The sequence below is a fragment of the Streptomyces changchenzhani genome (assembly GCF_039766235.1).
In the GTDB taxonomy this organism is placed as follows: domain Bacteria; phylum Actinomycetota; class Actinomycetes; order Streptomycetales; family Streptomycetaceae; genus Streptomyces.
The window spans coordinates 232859-258141 of record NZ_JBDHNH010000007.1 but is presented as its reverse complement, the minus strand read 5'-3'; the positions used below and the strand labels follow the sequence as shown (position 1 = coordinate 258141).

The following is a 25283-nucleotide window of genomic DNA, read 5'->3' as shown; positions in this document are numbered from 1 at the left end:
GTCGGCCCCTCAGTCCCCCAGCAGCGCGCTGAGCGCACCCACCGGGTCGGCGTCCGGGGTGCCCGTCGGCCACCAGTCGTCCGTGCCCGGGTCCGATTCGTACGGGTACCAGCGGTCGTCGTGACCCAGCCGGAGCTGGATGCCGCGCTCCGCGTCGCTCAGGCGGTTGCGGTGGGGGCGCAGGCGGGGGAGGTCCGCGGCGGCCAGGGCCGGGCGGGCCCGATCGAAGGGGCCCGCCGGGGGGTCCCAGGGCGCTTCCAGGACCGCCAGGCCGGGGCGGCCGCCCTGCTGCCAGGCCGCTACCGCGCGGGCCAGGTCGGTGGGGGTGCGGCCGGTCGCGGACGCGAGGGCGGCGTACAGGCTGCGGGTGGTGGCGGTGAGGCCCGAGCCGGGCTGGGCGGCGGCCAGCCGGACCGCGTCCTGCCAGGGGGTGAGCGGGGCGATGGGGTCCTCACCCGTGGCGAGCAGGGTGTGGGCGCGGGCCGCGGCGTCCGTCACCAGGAGGTCCAGGGCGAGCGGGTCCGGGGCGCCCCGCGTACTGGGGTACGCCGCCGAGGCGTGGCCGGGGTGCACGGGCATCGGCAGCGGGCCGGGGAGCGCCGGGAGCGTGCGCGGGGTCAGGGCGGTGGCGGCCGGGATGCCGGGGAAGGGCGGCGGTGCGGGCTTTTCGCGGGCCGAGTGGGCCGCGTTGCGGCGGGCGAGGTCGTCGAGGAGGTCGCGCTCGGCCCGGCCGCGCATCAGGAGCAGGACGAACGGGTCGTTGTCCAGGAGGCGGGCGGTCTCGTAGCAGAGGGCTGCGGCGTGCTTGCAGGGGTGCCCGTGGTCCGGACAGGAGCAGGACGGGGCCAGATCTCCCGGGACGGGCAGCAGGTCCACGCCGGCCTCGGCCGCCGACTCCACCAGGGAGTGCGGCATGTCCTTGTCGAGGAGCGCCGCCATGTGCAACGGATCGGCCGCCGCCGTGGTCAGGAAGCGGTCCCAGTCGTCGTCGGACAGTGCGCGAAGGCGGATCTCCGTACGGTACGGACGGGGTCTGCTGCCGCGTACGTACGTGACGATCCGGCCCGGCGCGACACTGATCGCCCCGACGTTTCCCGCACTGGCGTAACTGCGGCCGCGGGCCAGTCGGGCCGGGTCCAGGGAGAGCGCTTCCAGGGCCTCGATCCAGGCGGCGCCCCACCAGCTGGAACTCATCCTCGTACTCATCCTCGTACTCGTACTCGCGCTCGCATTCCTGCTCGCGTCCGCGCCCCCGCCCCTCCCTGCGCCTGCACCTGCGCCCAGTCCCGCTCCCAGTCCCGCTCCCGTGCTCATGCGGGCCTCCGCAGGGAGACCAGGTCCGCCAGCTCGCGGTCGGTGAGCTCGGTCAGGGCTGCCTCGCCGCTGCCGCCGAGAACCGCGTCGGCCAACGCTCGCTTGGAGGCGATCAGTTCGGCGATACGGTCCTCCACCGTGCCTTCCGCGATCAAGCGGTGCACCTGCACGGGCTGGGTCTGGCCGATGCGGTAGGCGCGGTCGGTGGCCTGGTCCTCCACGGCCGGGTTCCACCAGCGGTCATAGTGGATGACATGGGCGGCCCTGGTGAGGTTCAGGCCGGTGCCCGCCGCTTTGAGCGAGAGCAGGAAGACGGGGACCTCGGCGGACTGGAAGCGGTCGACCATCTCCTCGCGTTGCGCGATGGGCGTTCCCCCGTGCAGGAGTTGGGCTCCGACGGCGCGGGCCGCCAGGTGGTCGGCGAGGATGCGGGCCATCGTCACGTACTGGGTGAAGATCAGGACGGAACCGCCCTCCGACAGGATCGTGTCGAGGAGCTCGTCGAGCAGTTCGAGCTTGCCGGAGCGGTCGGCGAGGCGTCTCGTGTCCTCCTTCAGATACTGCGCCGGGTGGTTGCATATCTGCTTGAGGGAGGACAGGAGTTTCATGACGAGGCCTCGGCGCGCGATACCTTCCGACGCCTCGATGACCGCCATGGATTCGCGGACGGCCGCTTCGTAGAGCGAGGCCTGCTCACGGGTGAGCGAGACGGCATGGTCGGTCTCCGTCTTCGGCGGCAGCTCGGGCACGATGCCCGGGTCGGACTTCTTGCGGCGCAGGAGGAACGGGCGGACGAGGCGGGCCAGCCGCTCGGAGGCATCCTGGTCCTCGCCGCTCTCGACCAGACGTGCATGCCGGGCGCGGAAGGACTTGAGCGGGCCGAGCAGCCCCGGGGTCGTCCAGTCGAGGAGGGCCCACAGCTCGGAGAGGTTGTTCTCCACGGGGGTGCCCGTCAGGGCGATGCGGGCGGGGGCGGGGATGGTGCGCAGCGCCTTGGCCGTGGACGAGTACGGGTTTTTGACGTGCTGCGCCTCGTCGGCGACGACCATCCCCCAGGCGTGGGTGGCGAGCTCGGGTGCGCTCGTACGCATCGTCCCGTACGTCGTGAGGACGAAGCCGCCGTCGAGAGGGTCGAGGTCATCGAGGGTGCGCGTCGTGCCGTGGAAGCGGCGGACCGGGACGCCGGGCGCGAAGCGGGTGATCTCGCGCTGCCAATTGCCCAGGAGGGAGGCGGGGCAGACCACGAGGGTGGGCTCGGGGCGGGCACGACGCAGATGCAGTGCGATGACCGTGATCGTCTTGCCCAGGCCCATGTCGTCGGCGAGACAGCCGCCCAGGCCGAGTGAGGTCATCTGGTCCAGCCAGGCGAGACCGCGCAGTTGGTAGTCGCGCAGGGTGGCGTCGAGGCCGGCGGGCTGGGCGACCGGCAGGGCGCCGGCCGCCGTGTCACCGGCTTCGGCGATGAGACGGTTACGGACGGCGGCCAGGGTGCCGACGGGGATCGCGTCGACCTGTTCGCCGTCCACTTCCGCACTGCCGGTGAGGGCCACAACCAGCGCGTCGACCGGGGCCAGCAGGCCCAACTCCCGCTTGCGTGCCTTGCGTACGAGCGCCGGGTCGACCACCACCCACTGGTCGCGCAACCGCACGATCGGGCGATGTGCCTCGGCGAGCGTGTCCATGTCGGACTCGCTGAGCTCCTCGCCACCGAGCGCCAACTGCCAACTGAAGGCGAACAGCTCCTGCGCGTCGAAGAAGGACGTACCGTCGGTCGCCGAACCGGGGGCCGCGCGCACCACCGCGGTCGCCGTGAGCGAGCGGGCCAGCTCTCTGGGCCAGTGGACGGCGACGCCGGCCGCAGCGAGCTTGGCCGCCGCCGGGCCGAGCAGCTCGTACAACTCGTCCTCCGACAGAGGCAGTACGTCGGGAACGGGGCGCTCCAGGAGCCGCCCGAGCGGCGGCCAGACGCGCGCCGCGCGACGCAGCGCCAGCACCGCGTCGATCCTGGCCCGCGGGCCGAAACCGTCGCTCCCCCGGCCCGCCCACAGCGCGACGGCGTCGATGACATGGGTGGGGTCGGCCAGGCTGTGCACCTGGACCAGGGCGGTGCCGGCGCGGCGCTTCACCACGGCATCGGCGCCATCGGAGATACTGGAAATATTGGGGACACCACCGTCCGCGTGGTACCCGCGCGGGTCCTGACCGGCAGCGTCATCGCCCGCCGCCGCATCCACGTCCGCGTCGTCCGCACCGCCGTCAAAGAGCTCGAACTGGGACAGGTCCAGGCGCAGGGATACGCGCACCCCCGCGTCCATCCCGGCCGCGACCTCCGCCGCCCACTCCCGCAGTCCCGGCAGATGCTGGGCGGCGCGCGCCGCGAAGGGCGCGCCCACCGCGAACGCCGCCGAAGGGGTCCGGGGCAGGGTGTCAGCGACCGCGTCGAGGAACGCCTTGACCAGCGCTTCGGGCTCGGGGAGCTGGAGCGGCGCACGGCCGGGGAGTGGCACCGCGTGGGCCTCGCCGGGCATGGCCGCCGCGATGGCCCGCACCTGCGCGATGTCGTCGGCGTCGAGCGGTCCGGCCCGCCAGGCGTCGTGGTCACCCGCGGTCAGACCGGGCAACATCCGCGCCCGCGCGGTCAGGTGCAGGGCGTGCAGCGCGGCCGCGCCCCAGCAGCGGGTGGCGGGGTGGGCCGCCGGGTCCTGCCGGGCGCGGGCCAGCAGCGGAAGCGCTTCGGTGACGGACATGAGCACGGCGGGAACAGTGCGGCGGCGGACGGTGGCGCCGTGGCGGCGTACGACCGTGATCTCGGCGGTCGCGCCGGGCAGCGCGTCGCCCTCCGGGTCCCAGAAGGCGACCTTGCCGTCGCGCGGCAGCTCGGCGGGCAGAAAGACGGCGGCGGCACGCCGGGCCGAAGCGAGGAAAGCGGGCGCGCGCGGGGCCCCCGATGACTGCTGCACGCTGTCCACGTCGACTCCCCCGTCCCACTCGTGCGCTTGTGTCCCTGTACACGTGCGAGTCTACGGGCGGGGTCTGACAGCCGGTCTTTGCGATGCGGCACAGGTACGCGACGCAGGTACGCGACGCAGGTGCAGGGCGCAGGTGCAGGGCGCAGGTGCAGGTGGGCGCAAGGTGCAGGCGCACGGCGCAAAGTGCAGGTGGGGGCAACCGCGCGGCACTCCGGGACGCGGTCGGGGGCGGCTGCACCGGCGGGGCGAGGACACACCGGCCGGGCGCGTTCGTCGCCCGGAACGCCGAAGCTCAGGCGCGGGCGTCCCGTTTCGCCCAGCCGCCCCTTCCCGCGAAAGCGGGGCAAGCCCCCGGACCCCAGGCCCCCTGCGAGGACCCCGGTCATCCTGCGGGCGTGATCTCAAACGCCGGACAGGCTGCTGGACTTCTTCAGGCCTGTTCGCCGAATTGCACGGAAGAGATCGTCCGTGCCTGGACGACGTGACCGTGCTGCACTCCCCCGCTGATCGTGTTGTATACGGCGCCCTGGCCCGGCCCGGCCTCTCCCGGCGCCAACTCCTCCAGCAGCGACCGGAGGTCCTCTGCAAGCGCCGGATCCGCCTGGAGCGCCCGGCGCAGGCGGGTGCGCCACTCCGCCTCCACGTCCGACACCGCCTGCTCGTCGCCCGCCTCCCGCGCGGCGGCAAGTTCGCCGCGCGACACCTCCAGCTCGCCCTCGACCGTCTCCTCGTCGACCGCCGCGCCACCACGCGAGAAGAACGCGGCGACGCGCCCGCGCGCGTGCGACCAGGAATCCGTCACCATCTGCTGCACCAGCGCCGTCGCCCCCGCCGTTGCCAGAGCCACCAACTCGGCTTCCACCGCGCCCCCTTACCCTGTGCCCTCAACCCGCTTCGGCTCGTACACCTACCACTGCCACAGTAAGGAGATCCGTCGGAGCGTGGGGGCGAAAGCTCACTTCGGACCGGCTCATGGCTCGGACCGGCTCATGGCTCCGCGCGCCTCGCCGGACAAGGAGTCCGGCAGGGCGCGCGGGGCCATGAACACGACGGCCGGGCGGCTACGCGCGACGGCGTACCAGCGCGATGAGGTCCGCGTTGTGGTGGCGGCGGAACCAGGCGACGACGAGGAGCAGCGCCATCACGATCAGCGGCGACGCCGCGTTCTCCCCGTCGAAGACCGTGATCTGCGTGATGAACGCCCCGATCATCAGCCCACTCAGGGCAAGCGCCGAGACTCCGGACAGAATCGGTATCACCAGGGCGATCGCACCGGCCAGCTCAAGCCCTCCGGTCAGGTACATGAACCAGTCGCCGAAGCCGATCTTGTCGAAGCTCTCGGCGGCCGAGGGGTGTGCGATCAGCTTGGGCAGCGCGCTGGGGACGGCGAAGAGCAGAGCGAGTACGACCTGGAGCACGCGCACGGCGATGTTCGTCCGGCGGCCCGTCCTGACCGGAGCCGACACGGAAGCAGAAACAGAGGCAGAAGCAGGAACGGGAACGGGAGCAGGAGCAGGAACAGGAACAGGTGTGTCAGAAGCAGAAGTGGCAGTAGGTGCAGCGGCGTTGGTCGGGGCCTCGGACATCGTGGTCTCCCTCTGTGAAGCGGCGCGGTGCGTGCTTTTCACAGATACAGACCCCGCGGGCCCACAGAACTCATCGGCCTGAGCGGCCCTTTCCACATCGGCCTGAACAGCTCTTCCGCATCACCCGCCCGTTCCACCGGCCGAACACCCCACGCCGAGGCGGCCTGTTCATGTCCCGCACACCTTGATGCTCCCTGTTCATGTCCTGCCGGTCGGACGACCATTCGATGCTCACGCTGCGCTTGCCATGTTCCCGACACCGAGAGGCTCTCCGTGACCCGACACCGAACACTCCGCTCGACCGCTCTCGCACTGAGCTCCGCGCTGGCGGCGGTCGCCCTCGCCGCGCCGGCCGAGGCGCGCGGACCCGCGGCCGACCCGCTGCCCGCCGTCACTCCTCGGGCCGAGACCCCCGCGCTCCACGACGACGAGGCCGGGGGCAACGCCGACGCGGACGACCCGGCAATCTGGCGCAATGCGAGCAATCCGGACCGCAGCCTGGTCATCACCACCGCGAAGGAGGCGGGCCTGCGGGTGTACGACCTGGACGCGCGCCAGGTACAGGCAATACCGGCCCCCTCGACGGGCGTTCCGGACGACGCTCCGGGTCGGTTCAACAACGTCGACCTCGTGACGGGCCTCCGCCTGCCCTCGGGCCGCGCCGATGTGGCCGTGATCAGTGACCGCGGCAACGACCGTCTGCGGGTCTACCGCATCGACCGCGACCGCCCCGGCGGCCCGCTCACCGACATCACCGACCCGGCCGCCGCGCCGGTCTTCTCCGGCAGTCAGGACGAGATCAACGGCCAGCGGACGGCGTACGGTCTGGCCACCTGGACCGACCGCGCGACCGGCCGCACCTACGCGCTGGTCAGCCGTCGCGAGCGCACCGGCATCGCCCTGCTGGAGCTCACCGCCACCGCGGGCGGCAAGGTCGGCTACCGCAAGGTCCGCACGCTCGACCTGCCGTCCGCCTTCCGGCTGCCGAACGGCGCCACCTGGTCCCCGTGCGCCGAGCCGGGCGAACTCCCCCAGATCGAGGGCATGGTCGTCGACCCTGCCAACGGCATGCTGTACGCGGGCCAGGAGGACGTCGGCATCTGGCGGCTGCGCGCCGACCTCACGAGCGCACCGCAACTCGTCGACAAGGTACGTGAATACGGCGTTCCGGGCGTCTACGACGAGGAGACCGAGGAATGCACCCCAGGAGCCGATCCCGGCTTCGGCGGGTCCCGGATCTCGTCCGACGTCGAGGGACTGACGCTGCTGACCGAGTCCGACGGAGACGGATACCTCCTCTCGTCGAGCCAGGGCGACAACACCTTCGCCCTGTACGACCGTGAGCTCAAGGACAACAACGAGTACGAGGGCGGCTTCCGCGTCACCGCGTCCAAGACCATCGACGGCTCGGAGGAATGCGACGGCGCGGCGGTACTGAACACTCCCCTCGGCAACAAATACCCGCGCGGACTCCTCGTCGTACAGGACGGCCACAACACAGCGGCGGACGGCGACGGCGGACGGGCGTCGACGGACTTCAAGTTCGTGGACCTCGGCAAGGTCATGGACCGCATCAGCGACTGATCAAGCCCCCGACCACGGCTGTCGACGCGGTGAGCGCCGCGCGCAGAAGACCGCGCAGACGCTCACTGCGGGCGGCCGCCCGATCACACCCGACGCGAGTCGTTACGCCGTCACGCCGTCACGAGATCCCGCACACGGGCGAGCATGCGAGCCGGCACACGAGCGGGCACGCCAGCAGGCATGCGGGTCATTGCGCGTCGGAGTCGAACCGCGCCGCCGCCAGATACTCCGGCTTCGGGTCGAGCGCGGCAGCCAGCCGGAAATGGCGCTTGGCCTGATCCGGGCGGGCCACCCGCTCATAGGTACGCGCCAGGGCGAAGTGGGCGAAGGCGTTGTCGGGTTCACGCTCCAGAACGAGCTGGAACTCAAGCTCGGCCAGACGCAGTTGGGCTGCCGCGAAGAAGGCGCGGGCGCGCAGAAGCCGAGCTGCCGTGTTCTCCGGGTGGACCGCTATCACGGAGTCGAGGAGCTTTACGGCGCCCCGCGGATCGCGCGCCGCGAGCAGCTGCTCCGCTGCGCGGTAGTCGATAACGTGGGTTTCCGGGCTGCTTTCGGACACGCTGACATCCTTCCCCTCGCCTCACACTTTCAACGGTCGGTACGGCATGTCGTATTCCGCAGGGCGGCGAACCGATCTAGTGGGTGTCGATCCGCTCGGCGCGTCCGGTCAGCTCGGCCCAGACCTTGCGGACCTGCGGCTCCAACGCCTCCAGCGGCCCGTCGTTGTTCACCACCAGGTCAGCGATCTCCAGGCGCTGCTCGCGGCTCGCCTGAGCGGCCATCCGGCTGCGGGCCTCGTCCTCGGTCATGCCACGCAGCCGCACGAGCCGCTCCAACTGGGTCCCGGCGGACGCGTCCACGACGACCACCAGGTCGTACAGGGGGGCCAGCGCGTTCTCCGTGAGCAGTGGTACGTCGTGGATGACGACGGCGTCCGCGTCCGCGCCGCCCTCCAGCTCCGCGGAGCGGGCGCCGACCAGGGGGTGAACGATCGCGTTCAGCGTCGCCAGGCGGCTCGTGTCGGCGAAGACGATCGAGCCGAGCTTCGGGCGGTCCAGAGTCCCGTCGGCGGCGAGGATGTCCTGGCCGAAGGCCTCTACGACGGCCGCGAGTCCGGGTGTTCCCGGCTCGACGACCTCCCGGGCGATCTTGTCGGCGTCGATGAGCACAGCCCCGTACGAGACGAGCATGCGCGACACTTCGCTCTTGCCGGCGCCGATACCGCCGGTCAGGCCCACTTTCAGCATGCGCGAAAGCTTAAGGGGAGCCCACGGAGCTTTCCCCTCCCCGGCCCCTCCCGGCCTCTCCCCAGCCCCCTTCTTCACAACTGAGGCTCGGCCCCGCACCGGCCCCTGCACCGGCCCTCGAACGCCGGACGGGCTGGGCGCTGCCGCACGTGGCGACGACGTCCAGCCCGTCCGGGGTCCGGGGGCCGGGGGGCCAGGGGGCCAGGGAATACCTAGCCCCAGCCCTGGACCCCGCCCTACCCCTCGCCCTCACGCTCGGCGAGGAAACGCTCGAATTCGAGGCCGATCTCGTCCGCCGACGGCAAATCGACCGCCTCTGCCACCAGATTGCCCCGCGTCTCCGCGCCCGCCACCGCGTCGTACTGGTGCTCAAGCCCCTGCACGAGCGAGATGAGCTCCTCGTCGCCCTCACCGATCTGCCGGGAGATCTCGTCCTGTGTCAGCCGGGCCTCGGTGCGCAGCGAGTGCGCGACGCCGGGCAGCACGAGCCCGGTCGCCGCCGTGATGGCCTCCAAGGTCGTCAACGCGGCGTCGGGGTACGACGAACGCGAGACGTAGTGCGGCACGTGCGCCGCGACACCGAGCACGTCGTGTCCGGCCTCTGACAGGCGGTACTCCACGAGCGACTCCGCGCTGCCGGGCACCTGCGCCTCGTCGAAGGGACTGCGGTGTCCAGGCATGAGGTCGGTCCGGTTGCCGTGGGGGGTGATGCCGACCGGGCGGGTGTGCGGGACGCCCATCGGGATGCCGTGGAAATTCACCGAGAGGCGCACACCGAGTCGCTCGACAACCTGGCGTACGGCAAGGGAGAACCGCTCCCACTCCACGTCCGGCTCGGGGCCGGAAAGCAGCAGGAAGGGCGCCCCGGTCGCGTCCTGCACCAGGCGGACGTCGATCGTCGGGGTCTCGTACTCCGCCCATTTGTCGCGCCGGAAGGTCAGGAGGGGGCGGCGGGCTCGATAGTCCACCAGTCTGTCGTGATCGAAGCGGGCCACCACCTGGTTGGGCAGTGTGTCCAACAGCTTCTCGACGATCTGCTCGCCGGTCTCACCCGCATCGATGTAGCCGTCGAAGTGGTAGAGCATGACCAGTCCGGCCGATTCCTGGGCCAGCGCCATGTCGACGACAGCCAGGCCCTTCGGCTCCCATGCGTACAGATCCTGCGGTTCAAGCACGATTACCGCTCCTCCTCGTGTTCCTACGGGAGAACGTGCCACGGAGCGCGGGCATTCCCCGAATGCACCGATCACCTGCCGACGCACCTGCCCCACCACTGCGGAACACCGTGGTGGGAAACGAAGTGGGAAACGAAGTAAGGCCCGCTCTCCTGGAGAGCGGGCCTTACTTGTCAGCTACTCGGCTTTACGCCGACGCGCTGCTCAGCGATTCAGCTCTGGCCGCCGGCCAGCTTCTCGCGGAGCGCCGCCAGGGCCTCGTCCGACGCCAGGGCGCCGGAGTTGTCCGCCGACTCCGAGGAGTACGAACCGGCACTGCTGCTGCCGCCACCAGCACCGCTGGAGGCTGCCGGGGTGCCACCACCGGCCGGGGCAGCTGCGCCCTCGGCGGCAGCGGCCTCGTCGGCCTCGCGGGACTTGATGACCTGAGCCTGGTGCTGCTCGAAGCGCGTCTGCGCCTCGGCGTACTGGGTCTCCCACACCTCACGCTGGGACTCGAAGCCCTCGAGCCAGTCGTTGGTCTCGGGGTCGAAGCCCTCGGGGTAGATGTAGTTCCCCTGGTCGTCGTACGACGCGGCCATGCCGTACAGGGTCGGGTCGAACTCGACCGACGCCGGGTCGCCACCGAAGGCCTCGTTGGCCTGCTTCAGCGAGAGGCTGATGCGACGACGCTCAAGGTCGATGTCGATGACCTTGACGAAGATCTCGTCGTTGACCTGGACGACCTGCTCCGGGATCTCCACGTGGCGCTCGGCCAGCTCGGAGATGTGGACCAGACCCTCGATGCCCTCGTCGACGCGAACGAACGCGCCGAACGGAACGAGCTTCGTGACCTTACCGGGAACAACCTGCCCGATCTGGTGCGTACGGGCGAACTGCTGCCACGGGTCTTCCTGCGTCGCCTTGAGCGACAGCGAGACGCGCTCGCGGTCCATGTCGACGTCGAGGACCTCGACGGTGACTTCCTGGCCGACCTCGACAACCTCGGAGGGGTGGTCGATGTGCTTCCAGGAGAGCTCGGAGACGTGCACGAGACCGTCGACGCCACCGAGGTCCACGAACGCACCGAAGTTGACGATCGAGGAAACGACGCCGGAGCGGACCTGGCCCTTCTGCAGGGTCGTGAGGAAGGTCTGACGGACCTCGCTCTGGGTCTGCTCAAGCCAGGCACGGCGGGACAGGACCACGTTGTTGCGGTTCTTGTCCAGCTCGATGATCTTGGCTTCGAGCTCCTTGCCCACGTAGGGCTGGAGGTCGCGGACGCGGCGCATCTCGACGAGGGAAGCCGGCAGGAAGCCACGGAGGCCGATGTCGAGGATGAGACCACCCTTGACCACCTCGATGACCGTGCCGGTGACGATTCCGTCCTCTTCCTTGATCTTCTCGATCGTGCCCCAGGCGCGCTCGTACTGTGCGCGCTTCTTGGACAGGATGAGACGGCCTTCCTTGTCCTCCTTCTGGAGAACAAGAGCCTCGATCTCATCGCCCACGGCGACGACCTCATTGGGGTCGACGTCGTGCTTGATGGAAAGCTCGCGGGACGGGATGACGCCTTCGGTCTTGTAACCGATGTCGAGCAGGACCTCGTCCCGGTCGACCTTCACGATGACGCCGTCGACGATGTCGCCGTCGTTGAAGTACTTGATCGTCTCGTCGATCGCGGCGAGGAATGCTTCCTCGTCACCGATGTCGTTGACCGCAACCTGCGGCGTGGTGGCGGTGGTCTCGGTGCTGCTCGTCATGTGGGTAAGGGCTCCGGTACGGACAGTAAGTCGTAGGTACTGCTACGCCGGGAGCCCGTATCGGCATCAGCTGCAGCCGGGCAGCCTAGGAGGCGCACTTTCCGTGGAACGGAAGCGCCTCGACAACCGAGGGGGCATACAACCGATGCAAGCGCAGCCTGCTCTGTCTGAGGTGCGCAGGCTCGCAGCGCAACTTGTAGCATACGGGGGCAGCCGGGCAGGGTCAATGCGCGAAGGCGCACACCCGGGGCGGAACGCCCTATACCGGGCACACCTGGGCTTTCACGGGGCTTCAGCAGGCCACACGGGCCACAGCACACCCGGCAGCCCCAGGTCCGAGCGACCCTACGCAGACGAGACAGACGGGCGCAATGATCCACGAGGACGACACTTACGAGGCTCTCGACTCCTGCACGGCGGACGACGCCGACGAGAGCGAGCCCACCCGGCGCGAAGCCGACGAGGCCGAGAGCAGCCGGGCGAGCCGGGGCTGGTGGGACCGGAACGCGGACGACTACCAGATCGAGCACGGCACCTTCCTGGGCGACGACCGCTTCGTCTGGTGCCCCGAGGGGCTGGACGAGATGGAGGCCGGCCTGCTGGGGCCGCTGGAGTCCCTCCAGGGGCTCGATGTCCTGGAGATCGGCGCCGGCGCGGCCCAGTGCTCGCGCTGGCTCGCGGCGCAGGGGGCACGGCCGGTGGCGCTGGACCTGTCCCACCGCCAGCTCCAGCACGCGCTGCGGATCGGCGGCGACATCCCTCTGGTGCAGGCCGACGCGGGAAAGCTGCCCTTCCAGGACGGCTCCTTCGATCTCGCGTGCTCCGCGTACGGGGCGGTGCCCTTCGTCGCCGACCCGGTGGAGGTCTTCCGCGAGGTGCGGCGGGTCCTGCGGCCCGGCGGCCGCTGGGTCTTCTCCGTCACGCACCCGGTCCGCTGGGCCTTCCCCGACGAGCCCGGCCCCGAGGGCCTCTCCGTCTCCGCGTCCTACTTCGACCGGACGCCCTACGTCGAGCAGAACGACGACGGCCGCGCGATCTACGTCGAGCACCACAGGACGGTCGGCGACCGGGTCCGGGACGTGGTCGCGGGCGGCTTCACCCTGGTCGACCTGGTCGAGCCGCAGTGGCCCGCGTGGAACACGCAGGAGTGGGGCGGCTGGTCTCCCCTGCGGGGCAACTTGATCCCGGGCACGGCGATTTTCGTCTGCGTACGGAACTGAGGGGACGGGCGGCGGGGGCGGGGGCGGGCCGCTGCGCGGGGCTTATTTCCCCTACCCGCCCTTCCCGAAGTCCTCAGGCGCCGGACGGGCTGAAAGTTGCCGCAAGCGGCAAATTCAGCCCGTCCGGCGTTCGAGGACCGGGGTCCGGGGCGGAGCCCCGCCACGCGGCGGCAGCCGCAAAATGACACAGCGGGAAGGGGCGGGTAGGGGAACAGCGCCGCAGGCAACCCGCACCCAAGTCCCGCCGCACCCGCACCCCTGCACCCCGCACCCGCCCACGTACGACACTGGGGGCGTGATCCGCACCGACGCCCTCGCCCAGCTGCCCGTACGCTCCGCCCTGCCCGACCTCCAACGCGCCCTGGAAGAGCACGGCACCGCCGTCCTGTGTGCCCCGCCCGGCACGGGCAAGACGACGCTCGTGCCGCTGGTTCTGGCCGGGCTGCTCGACGAGGGCCGCCCGGTGCGCAAGGTCGTCGTCGCGGAGCCCCGTCGTATCGCCGCACGTGCCGCCGCCAGGCGTATGGCGTGGCTGCTCGGCGAGAGCGTCGGGGGGCGCGTGGGGTTCACCGTGCGCGGGGAGCGCGTGGTGGGGCGCGAGACGGTGGTGGAGGTCGTGACCACCGGTGTCCTGCTGCAACGCCTCCAGCGCGACCAGGAGTTGGCGGGGATTGACGTGGTCGTCCTCGACGAGTGCCACGAGCGGCACCTCGACGCGGACACCGTCGCGGCCTTCCTGCTGGACGTACGGGCGGCTCTGCGTCCCGAGCTGCGGCTCGTCGCGGCGTCCGCGACCACCGACGCGGCGGGCTGGGCCCGGCTGCTCGACGACGCGCCCGTGGTGGAGGCGCACGGGATCTCGTACCCCGTCGAGACCGTGTGGGCGCCGCCCGCGCGACCGGTGCGGCCGCCGCACGGCATGCGGGTCGACCCGGTGATGCTGACGCATGTGGCGTCCGTGGTGCGCAGGGCCCTCACCGAGCGGGCCGGCGATGTGCTGTGCTTCCTGCCGGGCGTCGGTGAAATCGCGCGGGTGGCTGGGCAGTTGGGCGGCCTGGACGCCGAGGTGCTCCAAGTGCACGGGCGCGCGCCGGCCGCGGTGCAGGACGCCGTGCTCGCAGGGTCGGGCGCCGGCGCGCGCAGGGTGGTGCTCGCGACGTCGGTGGCCGAGTCGAGCCTGACGGTCCCCGGAGTGCGGATCGTCGTGGACTCCGGGCTGGCGCGTGAGCCCCGTACCGACCATGCACGGGGTCTGAGCGCCCTGGCGACCGTACGGGCCTCCCTGGCGGCGTCCCGGCAGCGCGCGGGGCGGGCCGGGCGTGAGGCGCCGGGCGCGGTCTACCGCTGTTGGTCCGAGGCGGAGAACGGGCGGCTGGCGAGCTACCCCGCCCCCGAGATCAAGGTCGCGGACCTGACGGCGTTCGCTCTGCAAGTCGCCTGTTGGGGCGATCCGGACGCGAGCGGCCTGGCCCTGCTCGATCCGCCGCCGGGCGGCGCGATGGCCGCGGCGCGCGTGGTGCTGACCGCGATCGGCGCGGTGGACGGCACGGGCCGCGCGACGGAGCGCGGTGTACGGATGGCCCGCCTCGGCCTGCACCCCCGGCTCGCGCGGGCGCTCATTGACGGCGCGCGGGAGGTCGGCGCGCGCCGGGCGGCGGAAGTGGTCGCGCTGCTCAGCGAGGAGCCTCCGAGGGAGTACGGGGACGACCTGGCGGCGGCCTGGCGAGCGGCCCGGCGGGGCGGCGACGCGTACGGGGCCCGCTGGCGCCAGGAGGCGAAGCGCCTGGCGACGGCGGCGGGCGGCAAGGGCCCCCGCTCCGGCACCACCACGAGCGGCACCGCCGGAGCCACCTCCGCGGCTGGATCAGCATCCGCCTCCGCATCCACCAGTGATGACGCGGCCGCCGGGCTCGTGGCCGCGTTCGCGTTTCCCGAGCGGGTCGCCAGGGCCCGGGGCGAAGGGACCTTCCTGATGGCCTCGGGTACCGGGGCCGAGCTCGGTGACGGGTCTCGGCTGCGCAGCGCGTCCTGGCTGGCGGTCGCGGTGGCCGACCGGCCCGTCCATGCCCCCTCCGCGCGGGTACGGCTCGCAGCGGTCATCGACGAGGACACCGCACGGCTGGCCGCCGAGCACCTCCTCGCACGCGGTGAGGAGGTGCGCTGGGAGGACGGGGACGTCGTGGCGCGGCACGTGGAGCGGCTCGGGGCGATCGAGTTGGCCGTACGACCGCTGAAAACACCGGACAGGGCGCTCGTACGGGACGCACTGCTCGACGGGCTGCGGCGGGAGGGGCTTGGGCTGCTGCGGTGGTCGCGCGACGCGCAGGCGCTGCGGGATCGGCTCGCGTTCCTGCACCGGGTCAGGGGCGCGCCCTGGCCCGATGTGTCGGACGCCGCGCTGGCGGACCCGGCCCGGATCGACGCATGGCTGGAGCCGGAGCTGTCCCGCGCCCGACGCCGGTCCGACCTGGGTCGGATCAGCGCGGGCCAAGCGCTGAACCGGCTGCTGCCCTGGGCGTCCGGCGAGGCCGGCCGGCTGGACGAGCTGGCGCCGGAGCGGATCGAGGTGCCCAGCGGGTCGCGGGTCAGGGTCGAGTACGGCGGGGAGCAGCCCGTACTGGCGGTCAAGCTCCAGGAGATGTTCGGTCTTGCCGAGACGCCGCGGGTGGCGGGGGTGCCTGTGCTGGTGCACCTGCTCTCCCCGGCGGGGCACCCGGCGGCCGTCACGGCCGATCTGGCGTCCTTCTGGCGGGACGGATACCGCGCGGTGCGGGCGGACCTGCGCGGCCGCTACCCGAAGCACCCGTGGCCCGAGGACCCGGCGGGGGCCGTGCCGACGCGGTACACGAAGGCGCGGCTCAGCCGGGGGTGAGCCGCGAAGTCCGTTGATCGGGGCGGAGGTTCACCCGTGTTACGAGCCGGGGTTCACCCGCTTCAGGGGCTGCCGACCGGTTCCGGCGCCGGGGACGTGGCGCCCGAGCGCGCAGGGTCCCCGGGCCTTCGGCTGCGGGCCTCCAGGAGCAGGGCGAGGGCCAGCAGGGCGACGGCCGACACCAGGAAGCCCCAGGGAAGGTAGGCGGTGAGCAGCAGGACCATGAGGCGGTTGGACTTGACGAGGTCGTAGGTGGAGTCGATGTAGTCGGCGCGCATCTTCACATGCCCGGAGAAGGCGGTGACCTTGTCGCGGCCGTTCAGCAGGGTGCCGCCGCGCAGCTCCTCCTGGTGGATCTCCTCGCCCCTGACCGGGGCGCCGGTGACGGGCTCGACCCAGAACATCCGCTTCGTGGTGTACCAGCGGGTGGTGCCTGTCTGCTTCTCCACTGTGGTCGCGTCGATGCCCGGCATGGGCAGCTTCCTCGGGTACTTGACCTTGGTCCAGGGGATCGTCTGCTCGAAGTAGTAGACCTCAAGGCCGCGGAAGTCCTGGGTCCCCCTGTAGTGGATCGGGGCGGCGGTGCGGGTCTGGGCGTCGAAGTACTCGTAGTCGCGCTTCTCGGTGAGGAAGGGCCACTTGAACTCGATGCCCTCGCGCCTGACCGCGTCGCCGTCGACCATTTCGCCGGTGGCGTGCACCGGTGCCTGGCTGTGGGCGTCGAAGATGTAACGCTCGGGGAGGGCCGAGACCATCTTGCCGTCGGCCCCTTCGACGTACGACAGGGCGTCCCAGACGACGACGTCGCGTCCCGCGCTGCGCTCGATCTTCTCGGACTCCTCGACGTTGCCCTTGAGGGTCTGCACGATGGTGATCTTCTCGACTTCCGCGGCCTTCATCGTGCTGTAGTCCAGGAGGGTCGCGGGCTTCGCCTCAAGCACCATCTCCTGGTACTGGCTGGGCGGGATCTTGGCGAGCCGCGGGAAGGCGTACCAGCGCAGCAGCGGTGACAGGGCGGCGAAGAAGACCGCGAGGGCGAGCAGGATCAGGCTGGCTTTACGGCGCACGGTGCGGCCCCCACTACTTCTTCGGCCCGGGAACGGTGGTCAGCAGCGGTTTGGGCGAGGTCTCCCCCGGTGGTGCACCGACGGCCGTGATCGTGAGGACGAGGGCGAGGGCGGCGACCAGCCCGATGGCGGCGGCGACAAGAGCACGCATGCTCGACCTCCCGGGATCTGATGCATCGTCAGGGCGGTGGCACCGTAGCAACGCGTCGGCCAGATGAGAAGGCGGTGCGCGGACACTTCGCGCGGACATACCGCTGCCCCGCCCGGTACGCAGGTCCGGGCGGGGCAGCGGCAGTTCGGCCGGGGCGGTTACGCGCCGGGCTTGGCGGTGGGCGTCGTGGAAGGTGTCGTCGACGGGGTGTCCGTCGGCGGCGTGGTGGGCGCCGCGGTGACGGTCAGCTCGACCGTCAGCACCACACCGTCCTCGGTGGTGAGGCGGAGCTTGTAGGTGCCCGCGTTCCCGTCGGTGTAGATCTTCGGGAGCTCCACCAGGCCCTTGGCGTCCGTCTTCAGGCCGGTCAGTGTGCGGACCGTCTTGCCATCGGCGTGCTCGAAGTACGGGCCCTTGCTGTTCTCCACCGGCGTCGCAGCATCGGTGACCAGCGAGGCGCTCACCCCGACGCCTGCGGCGGCCTTGCTCTTGTACGTCGCCTTCAGCTCGACGAGGTCGGCGAAGGAGCCGCCGGCCTGGGCCGTGAGTGCTTTGTCGGACGTCCGGGCCATGGCGTCGGACTTGGGGTCCGGCGCGGGCTTGGCCTTGACGGTCGCGGCGAAGTCGGCGGTGGGCGCGGCGGTGGTGAGGGCCTTGGCGCGGACGGTGAACGTGCCGGTCCGCTGTCCCGCACCGAGGACCGGGGCGACGGCGATGCCGTCGGCGCCCGTGGTGGCGGTGACGCGCAGCGCGCCGCCCGGGAAGCGGGCGCCGGTGTCGCCGACGATCTGGAACTGGACCTTGGCGCCCTTGACCACCTTGCCCGCGGCGGTCTCGCCCCGCACCCGCAGCCGGTCGGCGAAGTTCTCGCCCGCGGTGGCGGTCACCGTCCGTGCGCCGAGGCGCTCAAGGGCGGTGAGCGGCGCGGGGGCCGGCGGGGTGGGCTTGGTCGGCGGGTTGGTCGCCGGAGGCGGCGTCGGCTTGCCGGGCTTGGTCGGCGTGGTGGGCTTGGTCGGCGTGGTGGGCTCGGTGGACCCCGGCGTGGTCGATCCTGGCTTGCTCGGCCCCGGCGTGGGGCTCGTACCGGGAGTGGGCCGTCCGACCCCGACGGGGTCGCTGTCGGGCAGGGAGTTGCCGGGCAGGACGCCCTCGCCGTCCGGGACCTCGTGGCTGCCGCTCTTGTAGTACTCGAACCAGGACAGGACCGTACGCAGGTACTCCGTCGACCGGTTGTATCCCAGGATCGCCGCGTCCAGGTCGTCCTTGGCCGATACGTCCCGGTTGTTGGCGCAGAGGTAGCGGCCCGCGCCGAGCGCCGCGTCGTAGATGTTGTTCGGGTTCTTCTTGCCGTCGCCGTTGCCGTCCTGGCCCCAGGTCGCCCAGGTCGAGGGGATGAACTGCATCGGTCCGACCGCGCGGTCGTGCGTCACGTCGCCGTCGTAGGCGCCGTTGTCGGTGTCGGAGATGTTGGCGAACCCGACACCGTCGAGCTTGGGGCCGAGAATCGGCTTCAGGGTGGTGCCGTTGTCGTCGACCGCGCCACCACTGGCCTGACCGGACTCGACCTTGCCTATCGCCGCGAGCAGTTGCCAAGGGAGGCGGCAGCCGGGGTCGGCGACCTTGATGGCGGCTTCCGCCCGCTTGTACGCGGACAGCACCGTGGCGGGTATGCCTGCTTCCGCCGAACCCGGCGAGCCCGGGAGGTCGACCGAAGTGCCCGGCTTGTCGGGTGTGCGCAGCGGCGGAAGGTCGGTGTAGTACGGCGAGTCACCGGTCACCGGGGTGTCCGGAGTATCGGTCGCCCCCGCGGCCGGCTGGTCGCCGTGAGCGTCCGTGATGCCCGGCGCCTGCGAGGCCGAAAGCGCTGCCACCGCGAGCGCTGCCACCGTGGTGGCTGTCGCCCCCTTGCGCAGCCTGCGACCGAATTGCGCTGTCATACGTAAGGCCCTCCCCGTCGATGGCTGCCCGCGCTCCCCAGCGCCAGGACTCACGCGACACTACGACAACTCCGCGCGCCGGGGCACCGACCCCTGCCCCTTTATTGCCGGTTCTTCACATGGCGGGTGGCTCAGGACACTCGCCCGTAAACGTCCCGCATACTGATCGGCACTTGTTCGACACCGCTCAGAAGCGGTCCGAGGGGGGCCCTTGCCGTTCACACTCAGTCATGCCGCGGCGGTACTGCCGGGCATCCGGCGTGACGGGACCGCGCGCGGCCCGTTGTTCGCCTCGGCGCTCGTCGCCGGGTCCTTCGCACCCGACATGACGTACTTCGCGGCCACCGCGATCCCGGCCGCGATGGCCTTCGGCGACTTCACCCATTCACTGCCGGGCATCGTCACCGTCGACGTACTGATCACGGCGGCACTGGTGGGGATTTGGCTGCTGATGCGCGAGCCGCTGCTCGCGCTGGTGCCGCGTCACCGCCAGGCCCGCTTTCACCGTTTTGTCCGTGGCAGAGACTGGCGCGGCAGCCGACTCTCCTCGCTGACCTGGCGGTTCGTCCTGTCGGCGACCGTCGGGGCGTGCACGCATGTCCTCTGGGACAGCTTCACGCACCTGGACCGGTGGGGTGTGCGAGTCCTGCCGGTGCTCGGCGAGTTCGTCGCAGGCTTCCCGGTGTACTCGTACGCGCAGTACGGCAGTTCGGCGCTCGCCCTGGTGGTGCTCGGCTGGTTCACGGTCACCGCGCTGCGGTGCGGTCCCGACGGGCAGGCGCCCGCTTCCGTACCGCTGCTGGAGGCGAGGGGGCGTTGGGCGGCCGGCGCGCTGCTGGGGGTGTGCGTACTGCTGGGCGTCGTACACCGGTGTCTGCGCCTGATCACCATGGACACCGTGCCGTTGCAGCCGCTCGACTTCGTCCCGACCGCGTGCTTCGGGGCCGGTGCGGGACTGGCGGCCGGTCTTGTGCTGTACGCGGCGGGGGTACGGCTGTGGCAGCGGGGCCGGGCTCGCGGTGCGGCGGGTCCTGAGCAAGCGGTCCCGCCGGACGCGGCGGCCATCGGCTCCACGGTCGCCGACCGACGACGCTGACGCACTCGGCCCTGGGCGGGGGAAGACCCGCTCACCCACTCCATGTCGTACCTCCGACTCGGAACGGGTGAGCGGGCCGCCGGGCGCCGCCGGGCCCTGCGGTCAGTGCGCGGCGGACTCCCAGTCGGTGCCCACACCCACCGAAACATCAAGCGGAGCGTTCAGCTCGACGGCGGCGGCCATCTCGCGGCGCACGATCACCTCGACCCGCTCGCGCTCACCCTTGGCGATCTCCAGCACGATTTCATCGTGCACCTGGAGCAACATCCGCGAGGTCAGCCCGGCCCCTTCCAACGCCTTGTCGACCCTGAGCATGGCGACCTTGACGATATCGGCCGCCGTGCCCTGGATCGGGGCGTTGAGCGCCATCCGCTCGGCCATCTCGCGGCGCTGGCGGTTGTCGCTGTTGAGGTCCGGCAGATAGCGGCGGCGGCCGAGCATCGTCTCGGTGTACCCGGTGGCGCGGGCCTCCTCGACGGCCCGCTGCAGATAGTCCCTCACACCGCCGAACCGCTCGAAGAAGGTGTCCATCAGCCCGCGGGCCTCACCCGCGTCGATGTTCAGCTGCTGGGACAGGCCGAACGCCGAAAGACCATAGGCCAGTCCGTACGACATGGCCTTGATCTTGCGGCGCATCTCCGGGTCGACCTGGGACTTCTCCACGCCGAACACCTGGGAGGCGACGGTGGTGTGCAGGTCCTCGCCGGTGGCGAACGCCTCGATGAGACCCGCGTCCTCCGACAGGTGCGCCATCACACGCAGCTCGATCTGGCTGTAGTCGGCAGTCATCAGGCATTCGTAGCCCTCGCCGACGACGAACCCCCGGCGAATGGCCCGGCCCTCGTCCGTACGCACCGGGATGTTCTGCAGGTTGGGGTCGGTGGACGAGAGCCGGCCGGTGGCCGCCACCGTCTGGTTGTACGTCGTGTGGATCCGGCCGTCCGCCGCGATCCCCTTGACGAGACCCTCGACCGTGACCCGCAGCTTGGCCTGCTCGCGGTGGCGCAACATGATGACCGGCAGCTCGTGCTCGGTCTGCGCCGCCAGCCACGCCAGGGCGTCCGCGTCCGTGGTGAAACCGGTCTTGGTCTTCTTCGTCTTGGGCAGCGCCAGCTCCCCGAAGAGGATCTCCTGGAGCTGCTTGGGCGAGCCGAGGTTGAACTCGCGCCCCGCCGCGTCGTGCGCCTCCGCCGTCGCGTGCTGCACGGCGGTGGCGAACTGCTGCTCCATGGTGTCCAGATGGGCGCGGTCGGCGGCGATGCCGTGGCGCTCCAGGCGGGCCAGCAAAATGGAGGTGGGCAGCTCGATGTCGTGCAGCAGGTCCGTCGCGCCGACCTCCTTCAGGCGCTCCCCGAAGGCGTCACCCAGGTCCAGGACGGCGCGGGCCTGCGTCATCAGGGCATCGGCCTCGGCCTGCTCGTCGGTGCCGAAGGCCAGCTGACCGTCGGCGGACGCGGCCGGGGCCAGCTCACGGCCGAGGTACTCGATGGACAACGCGTCCAGCGCGAACGAACGGCGGCCGGGCTTGACCAGGTAGGCGGCGAGCGCGGTGTCCATGGAGACGCCATCGACGCTCCACCCGTGCTCGGGGAAGACCCGCATCACGCCCTTGGCGTTGTGCATGACCTTGGGCCTGGCGGGGTCCGCGATCCAGGCGGCGAAGGACTTCCCGTCCCCCTCGTCGAGCTGCGTGGTGTCGAACCAGGCCGCGGCCCCGTCGGCCGCCGCGAGCGCGATCTCACTGACACTGCCCGTGCCCAGCGCCCACGCGTCGACGGTGGCCACACCCAGCGGCTGGCCGCCGTGCTCCGCCAGCCAGGGCGCGAGCTCACCGGAGCCGAGGACCGTGCCGTCGATGGCGATACCGGCGGCGGGGGCCGCGGCCTCCTCCTCGACGGCGCCCGGGTCCACGGCGAGCAGCCGCTCGCGCAGGCTCGGGTTACGGATCTCCAGGACGTCCAGGACGCCCAGCAGCGCCTCGCGGTCGTACGGGGCACGCTCCAGATCGGCGGGCCCCTTGGGCAGCTCCACGTCGCGCACCATCTCGGTGAGGCGGCGGTTGAGCTTCACGGCATCCAGATGGTCGCGGAAGCTCTGCCCCGCCTTGCCCTTGACCTCGTCGGCGCGCTCCACCAGCTCGGCGAACGAACCGAACTGATTGATCCACTTCGCGGCGGTCTTCTCGCCGACGCCCGGGATGCCCGGCAGATTGTCCGAGGGGTCGCCGCGCAGCGCCGCGAAGTCCGGGTACTGCTGCGGGGTGAGCCCGTACTTCTCCTCGACCTTCTCGGGCGTGAAGCGGGTCAGCTCCGAGACGCCCTTGGTCGGGTACAGCACAGTGACGCGCTCGCTGATCAACTGGAAGGAGTCCCGGTCGCCCGTGACGATCAGCACGTCGAAACCGGCGGCCTCGGCCTGCGTCGCCAAGGTCGCGATGACGTCGTCCGCCTCGAACCCGTCGATCGCGAACCGGTCCGCGTGCATCGTGTCGAGCAGCTCGCCGATCAGCTCGACCTGCCCTTTGAACTCGTCGGGGGTCTTGGAGCGATTCGCCTTGTACTCGGGGAACTCGTCCGACCGCCACGTCTTGCGCGACACGTCGAAGGCCACCGCGAAATGCGTGGGCGCTTCGTCGCGCAACGTGTTCGCCAGCATCGACGCGAAGCCGTAAATGGCATTCGTCGGCTGGCCGCTCGCGGTCGTGAAGTTCTCCGCGGGCAGCGCGAAGAACGCCCGGTACGCCAGGGAGTGCCCGTCCATAAGGAGCAGGCGGGGACGGTTTTCTGCGCTCTTCTTCGATGCTGTCTCTACCACGCACCCGATCCTAGGCCGCCGCACTGACATTCCCGGCCCACCCGGCCTCGTTGTCAGCGCTGCGTGACAGGATCGGATGCGTACGTAACGGAACTGTTTACGCACCGGACGGAACAGCCGGACCTGTGTACGCAGCAGAACGCCGCAACGCATACGCATACGCCTACGCATGCTCAGAGCTCGAAGGGGAGCACCATGGCTGCCAAGCCGCCCGCAGATGACCCGGTCCAGGACGCACCGCAGGTCGCGGCGCCTCAGCACACCGCGGCCGGAATGCCCGCCATCGGGCACACCCTGCGGATCGCACAGCAGCAGATGGGAGTGCGCCGCACCGCGCAGACCCTCCTCAAGGTCAACCAGAAGGACGGCTTCGACTGCCCCGGCTGCGCCTGGCCCGAGGAAGACAAGCGCCACACCGCGGAGTTCTGCGAGAACGGCGCGAAGGCCGTCGCCGAGGAGGCGACACTGCGCCGCGTCACCCCCGACTTCTTCGCCGCGCACCCGATCGCGGACCTGGCGGGCCGCAGCGGGTACTGGCTGGGCCAGCAGGGCCGCATCACGCAGCCCATGCTCCTGGAGAAGGGCGCCGAGCGATACGAAGCGGTGAGCTGGGAGCGGGCCTTCGAGATCATCGGCACCGAGATCAAGGAGCTGGCCTCCCCCGACGAGGCCGTCTTCTACACCTCGGGCCGCACCAGCAACGAAGCGGCTTTCCTGCTCCAGCTCTTCGCCCGCGAGCTGGGCACCAACAACCTGCCGGACTGTTCCAACATGTGCCACGAGTCGTCCGGCTCGGCGCTGAGCGAGACCATCGGCGTCGGCAAGGGCAGCGTCTCCCTGGAGGACCTGCACCAGGCCGACCTGATCATCGTCGCCGGGCAGAACCCGGGCACCAACCACCCGCGGATGCTCATCGCCCTGGAGAAGGCCAAGGCCGCCGGAGCGAAGATCATCTCGGTCAATCCGCTGCCCGAGGCGGGCCTGGAGCACTTCAAGAACCCGCAGACCCCCCAGGGCATGCTCAAGGGCGCCGCGCTCACCGACCTGTTCCTGCAGATCCGCCTCGGCGGCGACCAGGCCCTCTTCCGCCTCCTGAACAAACTGATCGTGCAGACCGACGGCGCGATCGATGAAACGTTCGTACGTGAACACACCCATGGGTACGAAGAGTTCGCGGCCACCGCCGCCGAGGCCGACTGGGACGAGACCCTCACCGCCACCGGCCTGGACCGCGCAAAAATCGAGGAAGCCCTGCGCATGGTCCTCGCCTCACAGCGCACCATCGTGTGCTGGGCCATGGGCCTCACCCAGCACAAGCACGCCGTGCCGACGATCCGCGAAGTCGTCAACTTCCTCCTGCTCCGCGGCAACATCGGCCGCCCCGGCGCCGGCGTGTGCCCAGTGCGCGGACACTCCAATGTGCAGGGCGACCGCACCATGGGCATCTTCGAGCGCCCCGCCCCCGCCTTCCTGGACGCCCTCGACAAAGAATTCGCAATCACCTCACCGCGCCACCACGGCTTCGACGTCGTGCGGGCCATCCAGGCGCTGCGCGACGGCCGGGCGAAGGTCTTCTTCGCGATGGGCGGCAACTTCGTCGCCGCCTCCCCCGACACCCACGTCACCGAGGCCGCGATGCGCCGCGCCGACCTCACCGTCCACGTCTCGACCAAACTCAACCGCTCGCACGTCGTCACCGGCACCCGCGCCCTGATCCTGCCCACCCTCGGCCGCACCGACAAGGACGTACAGGCGGCAGGCAAGCAGTTCGTCACCGTCGAGGACTCCATGGGCATGGTGCACGCCTCCCGCGGCAACCTCACCCCCGCCGGACCGCACCTGCTCTCCGAGCCGGCCATCGTCGCCCGCCTCGCCCGCGCCGCCCTCGGCCCCGCGTCCACCACCCCCTGGGAGGACTTCGAGAAGGACTACGCGACGATCCGCGACCGGATCTCCCGCGTCGTCCCCGGCTTCGAGGACTTCAACGCACGCGTGGCCCACCCCGGCGGCTTCACCCTCCCCCACGCCCCGCGCGACGAGCGCCGCTTCCCCACCGCCACCGGCAAGGCCAACTTCACCGCCGCACCCGTCGAGTACCCGGCACTGCCCGAAGGCAGACTGCTGCTGCAGACCCTGCGCTCCCACGACCAGTACAACACCACGATCTACGGCCTTGACGACCGCTACCGCGGCATCAAGGGCGGCCGTCGCGTGGTCCTCGTCAACCCCGACGACGCCCGTGACCTGGGCCTCGCCGACGGCTCGTACACCGACCTGGTCAGCGAATGGAAGGACGGCGTCGAGCGGCGCGCACCGGGCTTCCGGGTGGTGCACTACCCCACCGCGCGGGGCTGCGCCGCCGCGTACTACCCGGAGACCAATGTGCTGGTCCCCCTGGACTCGACCGCCGACACCAGCAACACACCCGCGAGCAAGTCCGTGATTGTCCGTCTGGAACAATCACCACCCGCCTAAGCGTTCGCTTAAGCACGTGGGCGCCAGGACGCCG

17 protein-coding genes are annotated in these 25283 nt (G+C 71.0%); 5 read left to right on the top strand and 12 right to left on the bottom strand.

The genetic code is table 11. The features are described 5' to 3' along the window. Positions 1 to 9: 9 nt before the first annotated feature. The 4 genes from ABCR94_RS23000 to ABCR94_RS22985 all read right to left on the bottom strand — a co-directional run bounded on the left by ABCR94_RS23000 (position 10) and on the right by ABCR94_RS22985 (position 5749). A complete protein-coding gene (locus ABCR94_RS23000) occupies positions 10 to 1314 on the bottom strand; it encodes an SWIM zinc finger family protein (protein WP_521977589.1) in 1305 nt (434 codons plus the stop codon). Continuing rightward, positions 1311 to 4274 (bottom strand): SCO1167/SCO6262 family helicase, encoded by a 2964-nt coding sequence (locus ABCR94_RS22995; protein ID WP_347122027.1) that lies wholly within the window; start codon positions 4272 to 4274, stop codon positions 1311 to 1313. Before ABCR94_RS22995 ends, ABCR94_RS23000 begins: the two co-directional genes overlap by 4 nt. Positions 4275 to 4713: 439 nt before the next feature. Then, positions 4714 to 5145: a hypothetical protein gene (locus ABCR94_RS22990; RefSeq protein WP_347121736.1), complete on the bottom strand. Its 432-nt coding sequence runs from the start codon at positions 5143 to 5145 to the stop codon at positions 4714 to 4716. 199 nt (positions 5146 to 5344) lie between these two features. After that, on the bottom strand, positions 5345 to 5749 hold the full coding sequence (locus ABCR94_RS22985; RefSeq protein WP_521977587.1) for a DoxX family protein: 405 nt from the start codon (positions 5747 to 5749) through the stop codon (positions 5345 to 5347). Between the two features lie 393 nt (positions 5750 to 6142). Here ABCR94_RS22985 and ABCR94_RS22980 point away from each other — a divergent pair, with 393 nt between their 5' ends. Then, positions 6143 to 7453: a phytase gene (locus ABCR94_RS22980; protein WP_347121733.1), complete on the top strand. Its 1311-nt coding sequence runs from the start codon at positions 6143 to 6145 to the stop codon at positions 7451 to 7453. Positions 7454 to 7640: 187 nt separating this feature from the next. Here the strand turns inward: ABCR94_RS22980 and ABCR94_RS22975 are convergent, their stop codons facing one another. The 4 genes from ABCR94_RS22975 to rpsA all read right to left on the bottom strand — a co-directional run bounded on the left by ABCR94_RS22975 (position 7641) and on the right by rpsA (position 11617). Beyond that, positions 7641 to 8012 carry a tetratricopeptide repeat protein gene (locus tag ABCR94_RS22975; RefSeq protein WP_347121731.1) on the bottom strand — a complete coding sequence of 124 codons (372 nt, stop codon included), beginning with the start codon at positions 8010 to 8012 and terminating at the stop codon, positions 7641 to 7643. A gap of 76 nt (positions 8013 to 8088) precedes the next feature. Next, positions 8089 to 8700, bottom strand: a complete 612-nt coding sequence (gene coaE, locus ABCR94_RS22970) for a dephospho-CoA kinase (RefSeq protein ID WP_347121729.1) — start codon at positions 8698 to 8700, stop codon at positions 8089 to 8091. A gap of 236 nt (positions 8701 to 8936) precedes the next feature. Next, positions 8937 to 9875: a PAC2 family protein gene (locus tag ABCR94_RS22965; RefSeq protein ID WP_347121727.1), complete on the bottom strand. Its 939-nt coding sequence runs from the start codon at positions 9873 to 9875 to the stop codon at positions 8937 to 8939. A gap of 212 nt (positions 9876 to 10087) precedes the next feature. Further along, complete coding sequence (gene rpsA, locus ABCR94_RS22960; RefSeq protein WP_347121725.1) at positions 10088 to 11617, bottom strand: 30S ribosomal protein S1; 1530 nt, start codon at positions 11615 to 11617, stop codon at positions 10088 to 10090. 371 nt (positions 11618 to 11988) lie between these two features. Here rpsA and ABCR94_RS22955 point away from each other — a divergent pair, with 371 nt between their 5' ends. Both ABCR94_RS22955 and hrpB read left to right on the top strand, forming a co-directional pair. Next, the gene (locus ABCR94_RS22955) at positions 11989 to 12837 is read left to right on the top strand and encodes a class I SAM-dependent methyltransferase (RefSeq protein ID WP_347121723.1); all 849 of its coding nucleotides are present in this window, start codon (positions 11989 to 11991) and stop codon (positions 12835 to 12837) included. Between the two features lie 295 nt (positions 12838 to 13132). Then, positions 13133 to 15709, top strand: a complete 2577-nt coding sequence (gene hrpB, locus ABCR94_RS22950) for an ATP-dependent helicase HrpB (RefSeq protein WP_347121721.1) — start codon at positions 13133 to 13135, stop codon at positions 15707 to 15709. A gap of 62 nt (positions 15710 to 15771) precedes the next feature. Here the strand turns inward: hrpB and pgfA are convergent, their stop codons facing one another. The 3 genes from pgfA to ABCR94_RS22935 all read right to left on the bottom strand — a co-directional run bounded on the left by pgfA (position 15772) and on the right by ABCR94_RS22935 (position 18864). Beyond that, positions 15772 to 16776 (bottom strand): cell envelope lipid trafficking protein PgfA, encoded by a 1005-nt coding sequence (gene pgfA / locus ABCR94_RS22945; RefSeq protein WP_347121719.1) that lies wholly within the window; start codon positions 16774 to 16776, stop codon positions 15772 to 15774. A gap of 13 nt (positions 16777 to 16789) precedes the next feature. Then, positions 16790 to 16927 carry an SPW_0924 family protein gene (locus tag ABCR94_RS22940; RefSeq protein ID WP_347121718.1) on the bottom strand — a complete coding sequence of 46 codons (138 nt, stop codon included), beginning with the start codon at positions 16925 to 16927 and terminating at the stop codon, positions 16790 to 16792. A gap of 158 nt (positions 16928 to 17085) precedes the next feature. Next, a complete protein-coding gene (locus ABCR94_RS22935; protein WP_347121717.1) occupies positions 17086 to 18864 on the bottom strand; it encodes a lytic transglycosylase domain-containing protein in 1779 nt (592 codons plus the stop codon). A 211-nt stretch (positions 18865 to 19075) separates the two neighbouring features. Here ABCR94_RS22935 and ABCR94_RS22930 point away from each other — a divergent pair, with 211 nt between their 5' ends. Then, positions 19076 to 19960: a DUF4184 family protein gene (locus tag ABCR94_RS22930; RefSeq protein WP_347121716.1), complete on the top strand. Its 885-nt coding sequence runs from the start codon at positions 19076 to 19078 to the stop codon at positions 19958 to 19960. A gap of 102 nt (positions 19961 to 20062) precedes the next feature. Here the strand turns inward: ABCR94_RS22930 and polA are convergent, their stop codons facing one another. Further along, complete coding sequence (polA, locus tag ABCR94_RS22925) at positions 20063 to 22774, bottom strand: DNA polymerase I (RefSeq protein ID WP_347121714.1); 2712 nt, start codon at positions 22772 to 22774, stop codon at positions 20063 to 20065. 195 nt (positions 22775 to 22969) lie between these two features. On the opposite strand from polA, the gene ABCR94_RS22920 reads away from it, so the two are divergent. Continuing rightward, entirely contained in the window at positions 22970 to 25249 is a 2280-nt protein-coding gene (locus ABCR94_RS22920; protein WP_347121712.1) for an FdhF/YdeP family oxidoreductase, read from the top strand. Positions 25250 to 25283: the final 34 nt, after the last annotated feature.